The sequence below is a fragment of the Nitrospirota bacterium genome, from assembly GCA_035873375.1.
In the GTDB taxonomy this organism is placed as follows: Bacteria; Nitrospirota; Thermodesulfovibrionia; order Thermodesulfovibrionales; family JdFR-85; genus BMS3Bbin07.
This window is the reverse complement of the sequence record JAYWMQ010000058.1, coordinates 54816-70982: the sequence shown is the minus strand read 5'-3', so window position 1 is coordinate 70982 and position 16167 is coordinate 54816. Positions and strand designations below refer to the sequence as shown.

Genomic DNA, 16167 nt, shown 5'->3' with positions numbered 1-16167 from the left:
AAAGTGGGATTTGTAACAGGACTGCAGTGTAGAGAATGCGGCAGAAAATATAACATAGAGCCCATCTATGTGTGTGAGTTCTGCTTTGGGCCCCTTGAGGTTGTCTATGACTATCAGGAGATAAAGAAGGCGGTCTCAAGGACAACGATAGAAGGGAGGGCGGAAAACCTCTGGAGATACAAGGAACTCATGCCGATAGAGGGTGAACCCCAGGTGGGGTTAAATTCGGGGTTTACCCCCCTGATAAAGGCCGAAAACCTCGCAAGCATCTTTGGTGTAAAAGAGCTTTATATAAAGGACGACACCGTGGCACACCCCACACTCTCATTTAAGGACAGGGTCGTAGCGGTAGCACTTACAAAGGCAAAGGAGTTCGGGTTTGACACAGTCGCCTGTGCCTCAACAGGCAATCTTGCCCATTCAGTCTCTGCCCATGGGGCAAAGGCCGGGTTCAACAGGTTTATATTCATACCCGCCTCACTCGAGGCCACCAAGATCGTTGCCTCACTGGTATTTAAGCCTAACCTTATAGCTGTGGATGGCAATTACGATGATGTCAACAGGCTCTGCAGCGAGATTGCAAACAAATACAACTGGGCCTTTGTAAATATCAATATCCGCCCCTTTTATGCTGAAGGCTCAAAAACCATCGGGTTTGAGATTGCAGAGCAACTGGGTTGGAAAGCTCCTGACAATGTTATAGTCCCATGCGCAAGCGGATCACTTCTGACAAAGATATGGAAGGCGTTTAAGGAGTTCAAGGAAGTGGGGATTTTAGATGAGGCAAACCCAAAAATATTTGCTGCTCAGGCAATGGGCTGCAATCCTATTGTTACAGCCATCAAGAACAATACCGATGTTATACGACCCATAAAACCGGATACCGTAGCAAAGTCACTTGCAATAGGAAACCCGGCAGACGGGTTCTATGCCTGCAGGGTGGTAAAGGAATCCGGCGGTTATGGTGAAGAGGTCACGGATGACGAGATAGTTGAGGGAATAAAACTCCTCGCCAGAACCGAAGGGATATTTGCAGAAACAGCAGGTGGCGTAACTGTGGCGGTTACAAGGAAACTGATTGAAAAGGGATATATAGACAAAGATGAAGTAACGGTTATCTGTGTCACGGGTAATGGTATGAAGACTCAGGAGGCACTCCAGGGTAAGGTGTCCGAGCCGCATCATATAAAACCGAATCTCGCATCCTTTGAGGAGATATTAAATAAATTGTAAATCCAAAATTACGAAAGGAGGTAATTATGGCAGTAAAGGTAAGGATCCCGACACCCCTTCAGAGATTGACCGACGGGCAGGAAGTAGTGGAGGGAAAACCGGGAAAGATAATCGACATGATACAGGATCTTGATTCGCGTTACCCCGGACTGGCAGAAAGGGTCTCCGAAGGCGGCAAGATCAGGAGGTTTGTAAATATCTATCTGAATGAAGAGGATATAAGGTTTTTAAAAGCTGAAGAAACAGAGGTAAAGGATGGAGATGAGGTCTCCATAGTACCTGCCATAGCAGGTGGAAGGGGGAACTCATGAAACGGAGAGTAAAACTAACCTTTCCACAGCACCTTATAAAAGAGCCCGTACTCTTTACGATGGCTAAAAAGTTTGATGTAATGCCGAATATTAGAAGGGCACGGGTAAGCGAGACAGTTGGAGAGATGATTCTCGAGCTTGAAGGGGAAGAGAAGAATCTCGACGATGGTCTTCAATCCCTCACTGAACAAGGAGTCAAGATTGAGCTTGTTGAGGGAGATATTATTGAATAGTACCGGAAGTCATTACCGTATGTATCGTTGCATCTCAGAGTTAAAGATTAAATTCTTATTTACTATGACAAGGAGGTTTTATCTCGATGCCTAAGAGCGAACCCCGAATGCCGGGCTCATCTGAACTGGACGATCGAATGTGCAGGAGATGGAGGGGGATTCTCCATACATACAGGAAATACTTATCCGTTACTGAAAAGACTCCCATAATAACCCTTCTTGAAGGAAACACACCGCTTATCAGTGCGGTTAATCTGTGCGATAGAGTCGGCTTAAACCTAAAGCTTTACTTTAAGTTTGATGGTGCAAACCCCACCGGCTCCTTCAAAGACCGCGGAATGACAATGGCTATATCAAAGGCAGTTGAGAACAACTCAAAAGCTGTCATATGCGCCTCTACCGGAAACACATCTGCTTCTGCAGCAGCCTATGCGGCAAGGGCCGGACTGAAGGCTATAGTCATAATTCCGGAGGGCAAGATTGCCCTTGGAAAGCTTGTTCAGGCCATGATTCATGGTGCCGAGGTCATACAGATTGAAGACAACTTTGACCGGGCTCTCACGATAGTAAAAGAGATGGTGGAAAAATATCCGATAACCATGGTCAACTCATTGAACCCCTACAGGCTTGAGGGACAGAAGAGTGCTGCCTATGAGGTGTGCGACCAGCTTGGCAGTGCCCCGGATTTCCATGCCCTGCCGGTAGGAAATGCCGGAAACATCACTGCATACTGGCGGGGATACAATGACTACCACAGGGAAGGAATTATCAAGTCTCTTCCCGGGATGCTCGGGTTTCAGGCTGCAGGGGCTGCCCCGATCGTCCTTGGCAGACCCGTAGAAAGACCGGAAACCGTTGCAACGGCCATACGTATTGGAAATCCGGCAAGCTGGAAGTTCGCTGTAAAGGCAAGGGACGAATCAGGCGGACTGATTGAGGCAGTTACTGATGAGGAGATACTCGATGCATACAGTCTCATAGCTTCAACTGAGGGGATATTCTGTGAACCCGCTTCTGCAGCCTCTCTGTCGGGAGTTATAAAACTTTACAGGCAGGGTTATTTCAGTGGTGGAGAAACAGTGGTATGCACCCTTACAGGAAACGGTCTTAAAGACCCGGATACCGTCTTCAGGGTTGCCAAGGAACCAAAGAGGACAAAGGCAACGGTTAAGGCCGTTGAAGATGCCTTAAACAGCGTGCTGGAATTTTAAGAAGGGAGGCCATGAAATATATTGTCATCATAGGTGATGGAATGGCTGACAGGCCCATTGAGGAACTTGGCGGAAAGACGCCCCTTCAGGTTGCTTTCACGCCCAACATGGACAGACTTGCCAGAACAGGGACCCCTGGAAAGGTAAGAACCATTCCAAAAGGGTTCAGTCCGGGCTCTGATGTTGCCAACCTGAGCATCCTCGGCTATAATCCGGCGAAGTATTACCCCGGCAGGGCCCCGCTTGAGGCAGTCAGCATGGGCGTTCAGCTCGACAACACAGATGTTGCCTTCAGATGCAACCTTGTTACCCTGAAGTACAACAGGAAAAGAGACAGGGCCATATTGGAGGACTACAGTGCAGGACATATAAGCACCGAAGAGGCCGGGGAACTAATCCATGCATTAAACCGGAAACTTGGTGATGATTCCATAACCTTCTACCCCGGCATGAGCTATCGACATCTCATGGTCTGGAAAAACGGTGAATATGAACTGGAATGTGTGCCTCCACATGACATTATCGGAAAAGAGATTACAGGGTATCTTCCAGTTGGCAAGGGAGAGGATATTATAAGAAACCTTATGACCATGTCGGTTGAGGTCCTTGAAGGCCATCCGGTTAATAAAAAAAGGGTATCTGAAGGAAAGCTCCCTGCAAACAGCATATGGCTGTGGGGACAGGGCCGGAAACCGGATATATCAACGTTCCGTGAAAAGTACGGCATCTCCGGTGCACTTGTCAGTGCAGTTGACCTCACAAAGGGACTTGGAATCTATGCAGGGTTTGAGATACTCAAGGTCCCCGGAGTTACCGGGTATCTTGACACCAACTATATGGGAAAGGCCGAGTATGCTCTAAAAGCCCTCGATAAACACGACTTTGTCTATATCCATGTGGAAGCACCGGATGAAGCCGGACACGGCGGTAATTACAGGGACAAGATCAGGGCCATTGAGGACTTCGATGCCCTTGTGGTGGGAACCGTAATGAGGGGAGTAAGGTCTTTTGAGCAATACAGGATACTCCTCATGCCCGACCACCCTACCCCTGTAGAGATGCGAACGCACACCGCCGACCCCGTACCTTTTGTTATATATGACAGTACCGATGTCAAAGATAACCCCGTTACCTTTGATGAATCCATCACGGAAAGAGACGGGATAGTGGTGATTGAGGAAGGACACAGGCTGATGGATTATTTTATCAAGGGTGCGTTGTAAATAAAAACACCGAAAAATATTTCACCGCAAAGTCCGCAGAGGACGCAGAGAAAAACTAAAAAAATCTGTGTTAATCTGCGGCCAAGTCTATAATGTTAATCTGCGAAAATCTGCGGCTATTCTTATAAAGATTATGGAGGTTTCGGTTTAATGCTCATAGTTCAGAAATACGGCGGCACGTCCGTGGGCAGCACGGAAAGGATCAAGGCAGTTGCAGAACGTGTTGCAAGAACACGGAGGGCTGGTAACGACGTTGTCGTTGTAGTATCTGCAATGGCAGGTGAGACGGACAAGCTCATCACCTTTGCCAACGAGATATCTCCTGCCCCACCGGAGAGGGAGATGGATATGCTTCTTTCCTCCGGAGAACGGATCAGCGCTGCCCTCACTGCTATTGCACTTAACGAACTCGGAATCAAGGCAAAGTCTTTTACCGGCAGGCAGGTCGGCATTGTTACCGACACAGCCCATACAAGGGCAAAGATTGAAAGGATTACTGCAACGCAGGTAAAAAAGGCGATAAGTGAGGGCTACGTACCTGTTATTGCAGGGTTTCAGGGCACGACTGAAACAGCAGAGGTTACAACCCTTGGAAGGGGCGGCTCTGACCTTACGGCAGTGGCTGTAGCCGCTGCACTTGGTGCAGACCTCTGTGAAATATATACTGATGTTGAGGGCGTATTCACCACTGACCCCGGCATAGTACCTGAGGCGAGAAAGCTCGAGAAGATATCGTACGAGGAGATGATCGAGCTTGCAAGCCTCGGGGCAAAGGTCTTGCAGACGCGCTCGGTGGAGTTTGCCATGAAGTACGACGTCCCCTTGGTGGTGAGGTCGAGCTTTACAGATAAACCTGGGACCCTTGTGGTCAGGGAGGATAAAGATATGGAAAAGGTTTTGGTATCAGGAATCGCATATGACAAGAATCAGTCCAAAATAACCATCCTTGGTGTGCCTGACAAGCCCGGCATTGCTGCAAGGCTATTTAAATCCATTGCAGATGCAGATATTGTAGTTGACATCATTGTTCAGAACGTAAGCAGTGACGGAAAATCAACCGATATCTCCTTTACAGTGCCCAGGCCTGACGTACAGAAGGCAGTAAGGATTACCGAAGACGTGGTTCAGGACCTCAATGCAAAAGGCATATCCGTGGATAACAATATTGCCAAGGTCTCCATTGTCGGGGTAGGCATGAAGACACATTCAGGGGTTGCAGCAAAGATGTTTGAGACCTTTGCAGAACAGGGAATAAATATAAAGATGATAAGTACCTCAGAGATAAAGGTATCCTGTGTTATAGACGCCAAGTATGCGGAACTTGCAGTAAGGGTGCTGCATGATGCCTTTGAACTCTCAAAAGAAGGTTAGACGCTACCCTTTAAAATCATATCTTCTCCTGTGCCTTCAGCTCAAATATATCGAGCAGGTTTATTGAGGCAAGGAGCTTTCCGCCGGCGTCAACAACAGGGATAACCTTCAGCCTGTGGTCTATCATCTTTTTAATCATATTGTTCAGCTCCTCTTCCGGCAAGGTTGTGATAACAGAGCGGGTCATAATATCAGCAGCCTTTTCAGCCATAAAGGTTGATAGTATCGACCTTCCCGGCATATGACTTTCACCGTGATATATCCCCTCGGAGAGGAGATGCCTTGATATATCGCCAAGGGATATTATTCCGGTAAGTATGCCTTCCCTGTCAATCACATACACTGCCCTGTCCCTCTGAAAAGCGAGCATCTTCTCTACGACTTCATCAATAGTCGCATCATCGTCAACAGTAATGGGCCTTATGTTTTTAATCAAACCAAGCAGATCCTCTACCCTTTTCATCACTGACCTCCTTTGAGTTCCCCTGCCCTCCTGAGGGAAAACTTTGCAATGGGTGGACCAATAATTTCATGTATTGCTGTGGCGCCGATTGTTACATTCAGTATTATATTTCCTACATCCTCAAGCCCGGGGGTCTGATACATCATGAGTGCAAGCCCCACCACGATACCACCCTGAGGAACAAGGGCAAACCCGAGATTTCTCGTAATTGAAGCAGGGGCCTTTGAAATCAACCCTCCGGCCATCGCTCCTGTATATTTGCCGATAAATCTGATCCCTATATAGACAACAACGAGCAACCATGAACTGAAGAGTATGGAGAAATCAACATGTGCACCTGATATAACAAAAAAGGCAATAAATATTACCTCCTCTATATAGGTCTCAATAATCGAAAAAATCTTCTCGGCATGCGGAGAAATGTTTGTCAGCAGCACACCCAGCGACATTGTTGACAGGAGTTCGTCTATACCGAGAGCACCGGCAATTGAGAAAGTTAAAAGGAGCGTGCCTGTGGTCAGTGCTATGATTGCTCCCGGTCTTTCCGCCTTCCTCAACATAAGGTTCAGCAGCCATCCCCCGAAGAAACCAAGGCCTACGGAGAACACTATCTTTAACAGCGGTTCAAGCACCATCATCCCCATATTCACGTCTGCCCTTGCCGGAGAAATCAGAAAAAGTACTACGGACATGGCAATACCGAAATTAATGATTCCAAGGGCATCGTCAAGGGCGGCAACAGCCAGCACAGTAGTCGTCAGCCTCCCCTTTGCACGGTATTCGTGTACTACAGCAAGGGTTGCCGTCGGGTCTGTAGGTGATGCAAGTGCGCCGAAGAGAAGGGCTATAATAATCGGGGAGCCGGCTTGAAAGCCCGACAGGTCCATGAGATGCGGCAGCAGAAAATATATGCCCGTCACCATTAATATAAATGCCAGCTCTGCCTCGCCAAAGGTAATGGTCAGGATGCTTTTACCCAAATACTTGATATTATTCCACTTGAGACTCCCGCCGATAAGACAGGTTATTATTGCAAGGGAAAAGTTCACTACAGGCTCTGAACTCTTCATAAACCATTCAGGGAGAATGTGAAAAACAGACGGGCTCATGACTATGCCTGCAAATATATAACCGCTCACCCGGGGAAGCCTCAGCCTGTTGGCTATCACCCCTCCATAATATCCGGCTACAAGGCAGAGTCCGAACCAGACAAGGACATCTCTACCAGGAAATTCCATTTACCTCCTTCTCTCCTCACTGTCATGCTGAACTTAATACATTATATACCCGGCTTGCTTATTTTGGCGAATTAATATGCCCGGCTTGCCAGCCTGCCGGATAGCTTTTTTGTGTTATAATATGTAAAACTAAAAAATAATTATGTCCTTTCGCAATTCAGGTTAAAGGAGACGGGGATGGTTGCATTAAAGGAAAAAGCTCACAACATCAAGGATTACAAACTCCTTCCCGAAGGTGCACCTTACCAGTTAATAGAAGGAGAGGTTGAGTCCACGGTTCTGAAGGGTTTTAAAGCGACATTGAACGAGGTCTTTTCGATGATATAAAAGGATAAACGAGAGGTTATAGGCAAGTTGTGTAGTCAGTCACCCAAGATAGGAAACAAATTACATAGTGACTTTCTGTTTTAGGATAGAAGTCCTTGAAATATAAGAAAAATTTTTGGGCACTCTTTTTGCTGCTATATTAAAAAAAATTAAGGAAAAAATCTAACACAATAAAAATGTACTGTTAAGGAATTGCTCAATTGATGTTGAAACATAACAGGGAGATGGGAGGATGAAGAGATACCTTGTAGAAACTGAAGGTGTAACATTAATTGAGCTCGTTGTTGTGGTAGCAATAATGGGTATTGTAATCCTTGCCCTGGTTGCCCCGGAGATCGGGCGTTTCGGATCAAATTATAACGTGCGCTCCTGCGCAACGGATCTGATCCAGAACATGAGGGTTGCACGGGCAATGGCGATAAAGGAGAACAGGGAGTATCTCATCGTCTTTCAGCCGGCAGGGACTCCGGATAGTACCGTCAACCCCCAGGGCAGGTATTTGATAGGATTTGATTTCGACGGAGACAATGATCTTACCACCATCAGTGCTACTAATGACGGGGACACATTCGGTGTATGCAAGGACACGGACAGTGACAGGCTGCCCAATAACGATGCTGATGCAAACAGCGATGGTGTACCGGATTGTGTAAGGGTGGTAAACCTGAGTGATTGCGGAACTGAAATTATTTTCGGCTATTCATCAGGGACAACACCCCCAATCGGCCCTAACGGCACATCAATCCCTGTCTCCGGCATAACTTTTTCCGGAACACCGCCGACTGCAGAGTTCGACCCTGACGGCTCCACGGATAAGTTAGGTTCCGTTTATTTCCAGCAGACTGGCAGGGGATTCAGTTATTGTGTCAGGATAAGCAATCTCTCAGGCACTACGAATATGTGGAAATGGGATGGGGATAAAGATAACACCTCGGAAACAAACTGGACGGAAATAAGATGAGATTAAAAAACAAAAAGCAACTCGCAACTCGCAACTCGCAACCCGCAACCCGCCGGGGCGGAGAACTCGGCTTCACCCTTGTTGAGGTGCTCGTTGCCCTGACAATCCTCGTCATAGGACTTCTGGGGGTTGCCCTGCTGCAGGTGGTCTCCATTCAGGGCAATACCTTCAGCAGGGAGATGGCTGTTGCAACAGGGCTTGGTCAGGACATGCTTGAAAAGCTCAAGACACTGCAATGGACGGAACTTAATGTTGACCCTGCCTTAACAGCAGGGGATCACCCAATCCCCGCCGACATAAACAGGGACCTTGATGGAGATAACAATCCCCCATTCCTTGCTGTAGCTGCCGGAACTGCCAACATCATAGACGAGCGGGGTTTTGGGGCTGCAGATACAGGCAGGGGTCCCCTGATTTATATCAGGACATGGACAATTACCGATGACCAGCCGGCAACAAACATGAAGACTATTGATGTCACTGTAATCTGGAAGGAAAAAGGCACAACCGACCGATCAGTCACAATATCCGGAGTAAAGGTGCAGGAATGAAAAAACTGAAAACAGAAGACAGAACAAAAAATTTCAGATTCGCAATCCGCAATTCGCAGCATGGGTTCAGCCTCGTTGAATTAATGATTGCACTCCTGATTACCGCCCTGGTGCTGGGTGGGATATATACGGCTTTTGTTGTCCAGCAGCGTTCCTTCATTGCCCAGGATCAGGTCACAGAAACACAGGGCTCTTCAAAGATAGCATTTGACATGATCGTAAACGACATAAGGAATGCCGGCTACGGATACCCTGCCGCCGAAGCGCCCCAGGTAAACGGATACACCAGCGCAATAACACTTGGTGACGCCCTCGGACCAAATGGCAGTGATATTATAACCCTTGTCGGCGGGTTCAGGGATATTGCAACTATAGGACTGCCGGCAGGCCAGACCAATGTTGAGGTTGGGCAAACAGATGCAGCAGACAACCCTTATCTCGATGTATGTTACACGGGTACAACAAAATTTAATGACACAGACAAAAAATACATATCAATAGACGGGGTAACCTATGCTGAAATAACAAGTATAGAATCAGGCAGTTCAGCAAATTGCGCAGATACCGAAAGACTGATCCTTGACAGGCCTGTTGACAAGGCATTCCCTGTGGACAGACCTGTTTATCTTGTAGAGGATGTAACATACCGGTTAACGACAGCCGACGGGATGACTAACTGTAATAATGCTAAAGCCGGTGATATATGTTTGCAGAGGGTGATCACTGCCAGTGGTACAGTTACAATAGCCTCAGATATCGAAGACCTTCAATTTGAAGAAATAGACCAGAATGCAGATGGAAATACAGACCGTGTCAGGGTAAGTCTCCTGGCCAGGACGGCAAGGGAAGACCCGACGCTTGAACCGAGCACAAAGCCGTACTATGCAACAGGCATTGACCTCGAAGGCAATATCACTCCCGACACCGACAGGAGCAGAAGGAGGATATGGTCGATGGAAGTGGCACTGAAGAATTAATAGAACAGGGAAACAGGATTAATAACGAAAAAGAACCATAAAGGAGGTAAACGATGAGATACAGGATAACAAATAATGAAAAGGGCGTGGCCCTTGTTGTGGGCACTCTGCTGCTGCTTGTGGCAACTGCTGTGGGGGTGATAGCCCTTTCAACGTCCACTACCAATGTGATGATCTCCGGTAACCAGAGGCTCAGCGAAATCAATTTTGCCGCTGCCGACAGCGGGGTATCTGTCAGCATACCTGTTATTAAAAGCGCAATCTTCGAAAGAGACATAGCCTCTCCATATGGGGAGATAACCGTGGATATCTCTGATACAGACCCGTCAAACGGTATCCCTGATTTCATTGACGAGCTGGTGGGAGAATTGCCTGTGGACAATGATACCGCATCAAAAGACCCTAACCTGAGCTTTTTACTCGGGAACACAACAGTCAACGTGGACGTGGATTATCTTTACAGGGATTATGCCAAAGGCACGGCCATAGAATATGCCTCGGGCTATGAAGGTATCGGCAAGGGCGCCGGAGGCAAAGGGAGTGTTGAGGTCTATTATGCAATAAACTCCCTGGGCATAGGCAACGTAGGCTCTGAGACGGAAGTATGTGCAATATACAGGGATAAATAAAAGGGGGTAAGTTAAATGAAAGCGTTAAGAGATATAAGAGGAAAAAGAAGGGGCAAGGTCTTCAGGGGCCTCGTCTCCCTGATAACAGTCACAATCTTTATCCTGACTTCAGGTGGCTTTGTGCTCTCGGACAACTCCCCTTCAATTGGACAATACACAGCATATCCGCCCTTTGGCGGCAAGATACTAAAGCCGAACGTACTTATAAACCTGGATACATCCACTTCCCTCAACTACTTTGCGTATAATTTTGACTACAACGCAATGACAGCCCCGACAGTAAAAGGGGGGGGGCCTCCAAGACCTGCAGAACCGAATCCCAGCACCGGATATAATCCAAATAAAACTTACTATGGCTACTTTGATTCTGATAAGGGCTATACATATAGTGGCGACGAGTTTAAGGGTGATGGCGGCCCATGGAACGGCAATTTCCTTAACTGGCTGACCATGAGACGATCCGACCTGCTGAAAAAGGCTCTCATCGGCGGCAAGACAAAGCTCAGGGCCGGTATAATAACTGACAGCTCAGACACTCACGCACAGGATATTGTAGCAGAACCCCCGTATGTCTATACCAAGTATGTGGGATATCAGAAGAAAGTCTCCAACGCACAAAACTATACGCCTTATACTGGTACGGTAGTATTCACCTTTGACAATGACGAGGGAATAAAAATGGGTGGAATGGGCTCAAACAATACCTCCTTTAACGATATTCCTGCCTTCAGTATCGGCAATTCCTATACGGAAAGCGCAACTAATAATTTCAAGGTCATTGTCCATCGTGACTTAGCAGATGGAGCGCCACTGGGTGTAATACAGCGGATTGGCAACAGTGTGAGGTGGGGACTTGAATTCATGGATGATGACGTTGTTGCCAAGGCAGAGAGGCAAGCCAACAAGGGCATGGGAATGGGACATTACAAGGGAAGGGACGAAGCAGGCGGCTATCGGCGCATGGGGGGACAGGGAATGGGCAGGGCAACCTCGATCATTAACGTTAAGGGGGGAAAGATAAAGGTACCTGTAGGGTATAACAAGGTAGACATAATAGTGGATACGATTGCACAAATGGTTCCCTGGACACCGGCGACTCCCCTTGCAGAGTCCATCTGGACGGCAACCGGATATTTCAGGCAGGAGAGTGCTACGGGAAATAGTGTGGGACGATATTATTCAAGCTCCTATCCGTTAGAAACCGACGTAACTGATAATATACCTGTAGATCCTTATAATTATGGCTTGACTGTTTCAGATCCTAAGCCGGTGGGCTGCGGTGACAGCTTTGTCATAACCATCACAGACGGAGAGCCGACCCAGGATACAGACTTTCTTCCGGCTCCAGCCCCCCCGAGGGGATACGGTAACACCTATGCCGACGGCACAAACCGTTTACCAGGGTGGGAAGACCTGAGCACCAAAACTGCCGAGGGCAGTATCCTTAACTACTTCTGGGATTCAAGATTAAACGGCTCCCACTTTGTTGATAATGTAGCACTCTGGGGTCATGTTGACACCGGAAATTCTTACAGGGACCTGCGGACTCAGCCTGAACTGCCTGCGGAGCAGTATCTTTCTCACTACTTCATCTATGCCAACTTCGGTGATGGAAAACCTGATGCAAGAAGACTCCTGAACTGGTCTTCCGGTACCGGCACACCCCCTAATGATTATTTAAGTGGCGGCGGCGGGGCAGCAAGAAACGGCGGCTTTATTGAGTCAGGCACCGATTTCGTGCCAAACCAGGCCAGTGAGTATAACACCGACAATGATGATTATGACGACACCTTTTATGAGGCGAAAACCGGAGACGAACTTGAGGCAGCCCTGTTGAAGGCCCTGTTTGATATACTGGCAAAGACAGCATCAGGCTCAGCGCCAGCCTTTGCCGGCTCAAGGGGTGCTGGCAGCAACGGCATAATTTATCAGGCATCTTTCTATCCTGAAAGGGAATTTACCGACATGATGGGAAATTCCACATTCAGACAGTGGCTGGGTTACCTGAAGGCATCGGAGGTTGATGCAGATGGCAATGTTACCGCTACTCCACTATGGGAAGCCGGGAAGAAACTATGGGAAAAACCGGCCGGGGACAGGGTAATCTACACCACAATTGATGGAACTGATTATAGCTTTGTGACATCAAACGCTTCCGCACTGAAGGACTATCTCAGGGCAGAGGATAATACAGAAGCAGCAGACATTATAGATTACATAAGAGGAGTGGATAAAGCCGGTTACAGGCCCAGGACCGTTACCATTGACGGTACGACAAATACATGGAAGCTCGGGGACATTATCTACTCATCCCCGACACCTGTAGGTACTCCCGAGGAAAACTATGACAGACGGTATAAGGACATCTCCTACACAAGCTTCTACAGAACATATAAAGGCAGGAGAAATGTTGTCTATGCCGGCGCCAATGACGGCATGCTCCATGCCTTTAACGCAGGGTTCTATTGCTATGACACAAGCGCTGCCAAATATACGTATGCCACAGCCAGGGACACGAACGGAAACTGTATCACAGGAGGGACTGCCCTCGGTGATGAACTCTGGGGATTTATACCTCAGCAGCTCCTCCCCCACCTTAAATGGCTGACATACAACAAATACACCCATGTCTATTATGTTGACCTGAAACCAAAGGTTACAGATGTACAGATATTTACGCCTGATACCGACCACCCCAACGGATGGGGGACCATACTCATTGGCGGCATGAGACTTGGAGGGAAAGACATGGAGTGGACAGCGGGGGGCAATAAGTACCGGACATTCTCGGCCTATTTTGCCCTTGATATAACCAACCCTGAGGTTCCGCCGAAACTCCTCTGGACATTTACAGATCAGGATGCAGACTCTGATGGAATCCCGGATATGGGCCTCGGCCTTACCACGTCATACCCGGCAGTGGCAAGAGTCAAGGCATCAGATACCGATGACCTCTGGGTCATGATCGTGGGCTCAGGTCCTACCGAGTTTGATGCAGGCTCCAATGTAAGCAGTGACCAGACAGGCAAGGTCTTTGTAGTTGATCTGAAAACTGGCAGCCTTTTGAAGTCCTTTGACACAGCCAGTAATGCCTTTATGACAGACCCCATCACCGTTGATGTTAATCTTGACTACAAGGTTGATGTTGCATATATAGGAGAGGCTTATGATCCTGGAACAGGATATAACCGGCTCAGTGGCAACATGTACAGGCTTGTTACAAAGAACAGCACAGATGTGTTCAATGAGTGGCAACTCTCAACCCTTATCTCCACCTCAGGTTATAAAGTGATAACCTCTGCACCATCTGCTGCACTTGATGGAAAAGGGAACATGTGGATTTTCTTCGGTACAGGCAAGTTCATCGGCTCGGATGACCAGTTGACCTCGGATGCACAGACCTTCTACGGCATAAAGGATGTATGCAAACCCTGGCAAAATTACACGTGCACAACTACTGTCTTAGAGGCGGATCTTTACGATGCATCTGCAGTAGATGTCTGCGAAGGCGGCACTGTTACGGACTGCAGCACAAATGCCCAGACATGGAGCAGCATCATTAGTGCATCTGCTGCTGCAGATGGCTGGACTATAAACTTCCCATCTGTACCGGGACACGCGAGCCTCAAAGGTGAGCGTTCATTCGCAAAACCTGTTGTGCTTGGAGGTCTTCTCATCTTCACCTCATACATACCGGAAGAAGACCTCTGCAGTAATAGCCAGGGAAGTGGATACCTCTGGGCCGTCTATTACGAGACAGGCACAGCCTATAAAAACTATATCTTTACAGACGATACTTCGAGTACTGTAAGCAGAACAAGAGATCTCGGAGAGGGTTTTGCAAATGTCAGCGCCATGGTTACAAGGGGCGGTTCACTTAAGGCATTTGCCCAGACTTCGATAGATGCAGAATTCCAGATAGAAACAGAAACGCCCTTTAGCTTAACAAGCGGTATCGCTGGCTGGAAGACAGGCGAGTGCAGGCAGTAGGTAGCGGGTGACGGACAGATTGAACTCCCCCTTCAGAAAAAGGGGGAGTTTTACCGTACTAAAGAGAAATAGTTCACCGCAGAGCTCGCTGAGAATGCAGAGAAAACAGTAAAAGATTAGAATAATACTTTTAAAAATATCCTGTTAATCCTGTCTGAATAATTACTCAAATTCCTGCACATCAAGAAAACACGGCCAAATTGTGCTAAAATAAATCTGATGATGAAACCAATAGTACTGGCGCTAACACTTTTATTGATAATATCCTGTGGAAATGCAGAGCAGGAAAAAGCTGTACAAGCGTCACAGCCTCAAAAAAAATGTCCTTACACGATTAATTTAATTCCTGAGGACGCAACAAGGAAAAACTCAATCACAGTGTACGTAAGGGGAGCAAATCCCCGGGATCTGAGCTACCAGTGGTTTGTAAACAATACAGAGATCACAGGGGCCAATGGCCTTGTTCTCAAATACTCCGGACTCAGAAAGCACGATGAGGTGAGAGTAAGGGTCTCAACTAAAGACCTCGGTGAATGTCTTTCCGACCCATTGGTTATTGCCAACATCCAACCCAAGATCCAGTCAGCCGCACTCCTGCCCAGCCCACCCCGAAAAGGGAACGACCTGCACGTTAAAATAAAGACATTTGACGGAGACGGTGATAACGTAACCGTTGATTACGAGTGGTTTATAAATGGTGAGATCATACCGCAACAGGCACTTGACGACCCCGGGATATTGAACGGCAATCTTATAAAAAGAGGCGACAGGGTCTCTGTAAAAATAACCCCATCTGACGGCGAAACAAGAGGCCGTGCAATAATTCTTGAAAGCCGTGTTGCCAATTCCGCACCGGTCGTCTCTGATGAACTGGAAACAGAATTTAACGGCTCTGTCTACTCGGCAAAAATCAAAGCATTTGACCCAGACGGCGACACGCTCACCTATACCCTTAAGCAGGCTCCTGAGGGCATGACGATCGACCCCGAAACCGGCGTTATAACCTGGCTGGTAACACCTGATGACGAAGGAGAGCACGACATAACGGTGTCGGTAAAAGACGGTCATGGCGGTGAGATCATCCTGCCTTTTAGCACCACAATAGGTTTTCTTGAACGTACAGGCTGATCAAATATCTTCAACTTTTTACAAATGGACCCGGGGTTTTCACCTCAGTTCTTTCCCCTAAACTGCTTTCTGCTGATAATTCTATGGTAGTTGCTTCCACAATCTGTGAAGCTGATTACATATTTTTTTCTGCCAAGGATATACCCTTCCTGCAACATCCTGAAATATAAGCAAAAAAATTCAGGCATTGATATTGCTTTATAACCAGTAACATTAAAAAAACTTAAGAGTTCACCAAAGGGACAACACGAAATCCCCCTGCCCCCTTAAAAGGGGTTTTAAGGAGTCCCCCTCTGTAGAGGGGGACCAGGGGATTTTACA

At 47.5% G+C, this 16167-nt stretch carries 15 protein-coding genes; 13 read left to right on the top strand and 2 right to left on the bottom strand.

The features are described from left to right. Window positions 1-3 precede the first annotated feature (3 nt). From thrC (VST71_12435) to VST71_12410, 6 genes are all read left to right on the top strand, one after another. Window positions 4-1233 carry a threonine synthase gene (gene thrC, locus VST71_12435; GenBank protein MEC4686526.1) on the top strand — a complete coding sequence of 410 codons (1230 nt, stop codon included), beginning with the start codon at window positions 4-6 and terminating at the stop codon, window positions 1231-1233. 26 nt (window positions 1234-1259) lie between these two features. Then, on the top strand, window positions 1260-1544 hold the full coding sequence (locus VST71_12430) for a MoaD/ThiS family protein (protein ID MEC4686525.1): 285 nt from the start codon (window positions 1260-1262) through the stop codon (window positions 1542-1544). Then, the gene (locus VST71_12425) at window positions 1541-1777 is read left to right on the top strand and encodes an NIL domain-containing protein (protein MEC4686524.1); all 237 of its coding nucleotides are present in this window, start codon (window positions 1541-1543) and stop codon (window positions 1775-1777) included. Before VST71_12430 ends, VST71_12425 begins: the two co-directional genes overlap by 4 nt. 137 nt (window positions 1778-1914) lie before the next feature. Beyond that, a complete protein-coding gene (gene thrC / locus VST71_12420) occupies window positions 1915-2988 on the top strand; it encodes a threonine synthase (GenBank protein MEC4686523.1) in 1074 nt (357 codons plus the stop codon). A gap of 11 nt (window positions 2989-2999) precedes the next feature. Then, on the top strand, window positions 3000-4211 hold the full coding sequence (locus VST71_12415; GenBank protein MEC4686522.1) for a cofactor-independent phosphoglycerate mutase: 1212 nt from the start codon (window positions 3000-3002) through the stop codon (window positions 4209-4211). Between the two features lie 150 nt (window positions 4212-4361). Then, window positions 4362-5582 (top strand): aspartate kinase, encoded by a 1221-nt coding sequence (locus tag VST71_12410; GenBank protein MEC4686521.1) that lies wholly within the window; start codon window positions 4362-4364, stop codon window positions 5580-5582. Between the two features lie 16 nt (window positions 5583-5598). Here the strand turns inward: VST71_12410 and VST71_12405 are convergent, their stop codons facing one another. Beyond that, entirely contained in the window at window positions 5599-6045 is a 447-nt protein-coding gene (locus tag VST71_12405; protein ID MEC4686520.1) for a CBS domain-containing protein, read from the bottom strand. Next, complete coding sequence (locus VST71_12400; GenBank protein MEC4686519.1) at window positions 6045-7283, bottom strand: cation:proton antiporter; 1239 nt, start codon at window positions 7281-7283, stop codon at window positions 6045-6047. The genes VST71_12405 and VST71_12400 overlap by 1 nt, the downstream gene beginning before the upstream one ends. 177 nt (window positions 7284-7460) lie before the next feature. On the opposite strand from VST71_12400, the gene VST71_12395 reads away from it, so the two are divergent. The 7 genes from VST71_12395 (at window position 7461) to VST71_12365 (ending at window position 15846) form a co-directional block, all read left to right on the top strand. Beyond that, window positions 7461-7610, top strand: coding sequence for a hypothetical protein (locus tag VST71_12395; protein ID MEC4686518.1), 150 nt, complete (start codon window positions 7461-7463; stop codon window positions 7608-7610). 232 nt (window positions 7611-7842) lie between these two features. Then, complete coding sequence (locus VST71_12390; GenBank protein MEC4686517.1) at window positions 7843-8571, top strand: prepilin-type N-terminal cleavage/methylation domain-containing protein; 729 nt, start codon at window positions 7843-7845, stop codon at window positions 8569-8571. Further along, a complete protein-coding gene (locus VST71_12385; protein MEC4686516.1) occupies window positions 8568-9122 on the top strand; it encodes a prepilin-type N-terminal cleavage/methylation domain-containing protein in 555 nt (184 codons plus the stop codon). The genes VST71_12390 and VST71_12385 overlap by 4 nt, the downstream gene beginning before the upstream one ends. Continuing rightward, window positions 9119-10099, top strand: a complete 981-nt coding sequence (locus VST71_12380; GenBank protein MEC4686515.1) for a prepilin-type N-terminal cleavage/methylation domain-containing protein — start codon at window positions 9119-9121, stop codon at window positions 10097-10099. Before VST71_12385 ends, VST71_12380 begins: the two co-directional genes overlap by 4 nt. Before the next feature lie 53 nt (window positions 10100-10152). After that, complete coding sequence (locus tag VST71_12375; protein MEC4686514.1) at window positions 10153-10728, top strand: PilX N-terminal domain-containing pilus assembly protein; 576 nt, start codon at window positions 10153-10155, stop codon at window positions 10726-10728. A gap of 15 nt (window positions 10729-10743) precedes the next feature. Further along, window positions 10744-14718 carry a PilC/PilY family type IV pilus protein gene (locus VST71_12370; GenBank protein ID MEC4686513.1) on the top strand — a complete coding sequence of 1325 codons (3975 nt, stop codon included), beginning with the start codon at window positions 10744-10746 and terminating at the stop codon, window positions 14716-14718. 378 nt (window positions 14719-15096) lie between these two features. Further along, window positions 15097-15846: an Ig domain-containing protein gene (locus tag VST71_12365; protein ID MEC4686512.1), complete on the top strand. Its 750-nt coding sequence runs from the start codon at window positions 15097-15099 to the stop codon at window positions 15844-15846. Window positions 15847-16167: the final 321 nt, after the last annotated feature.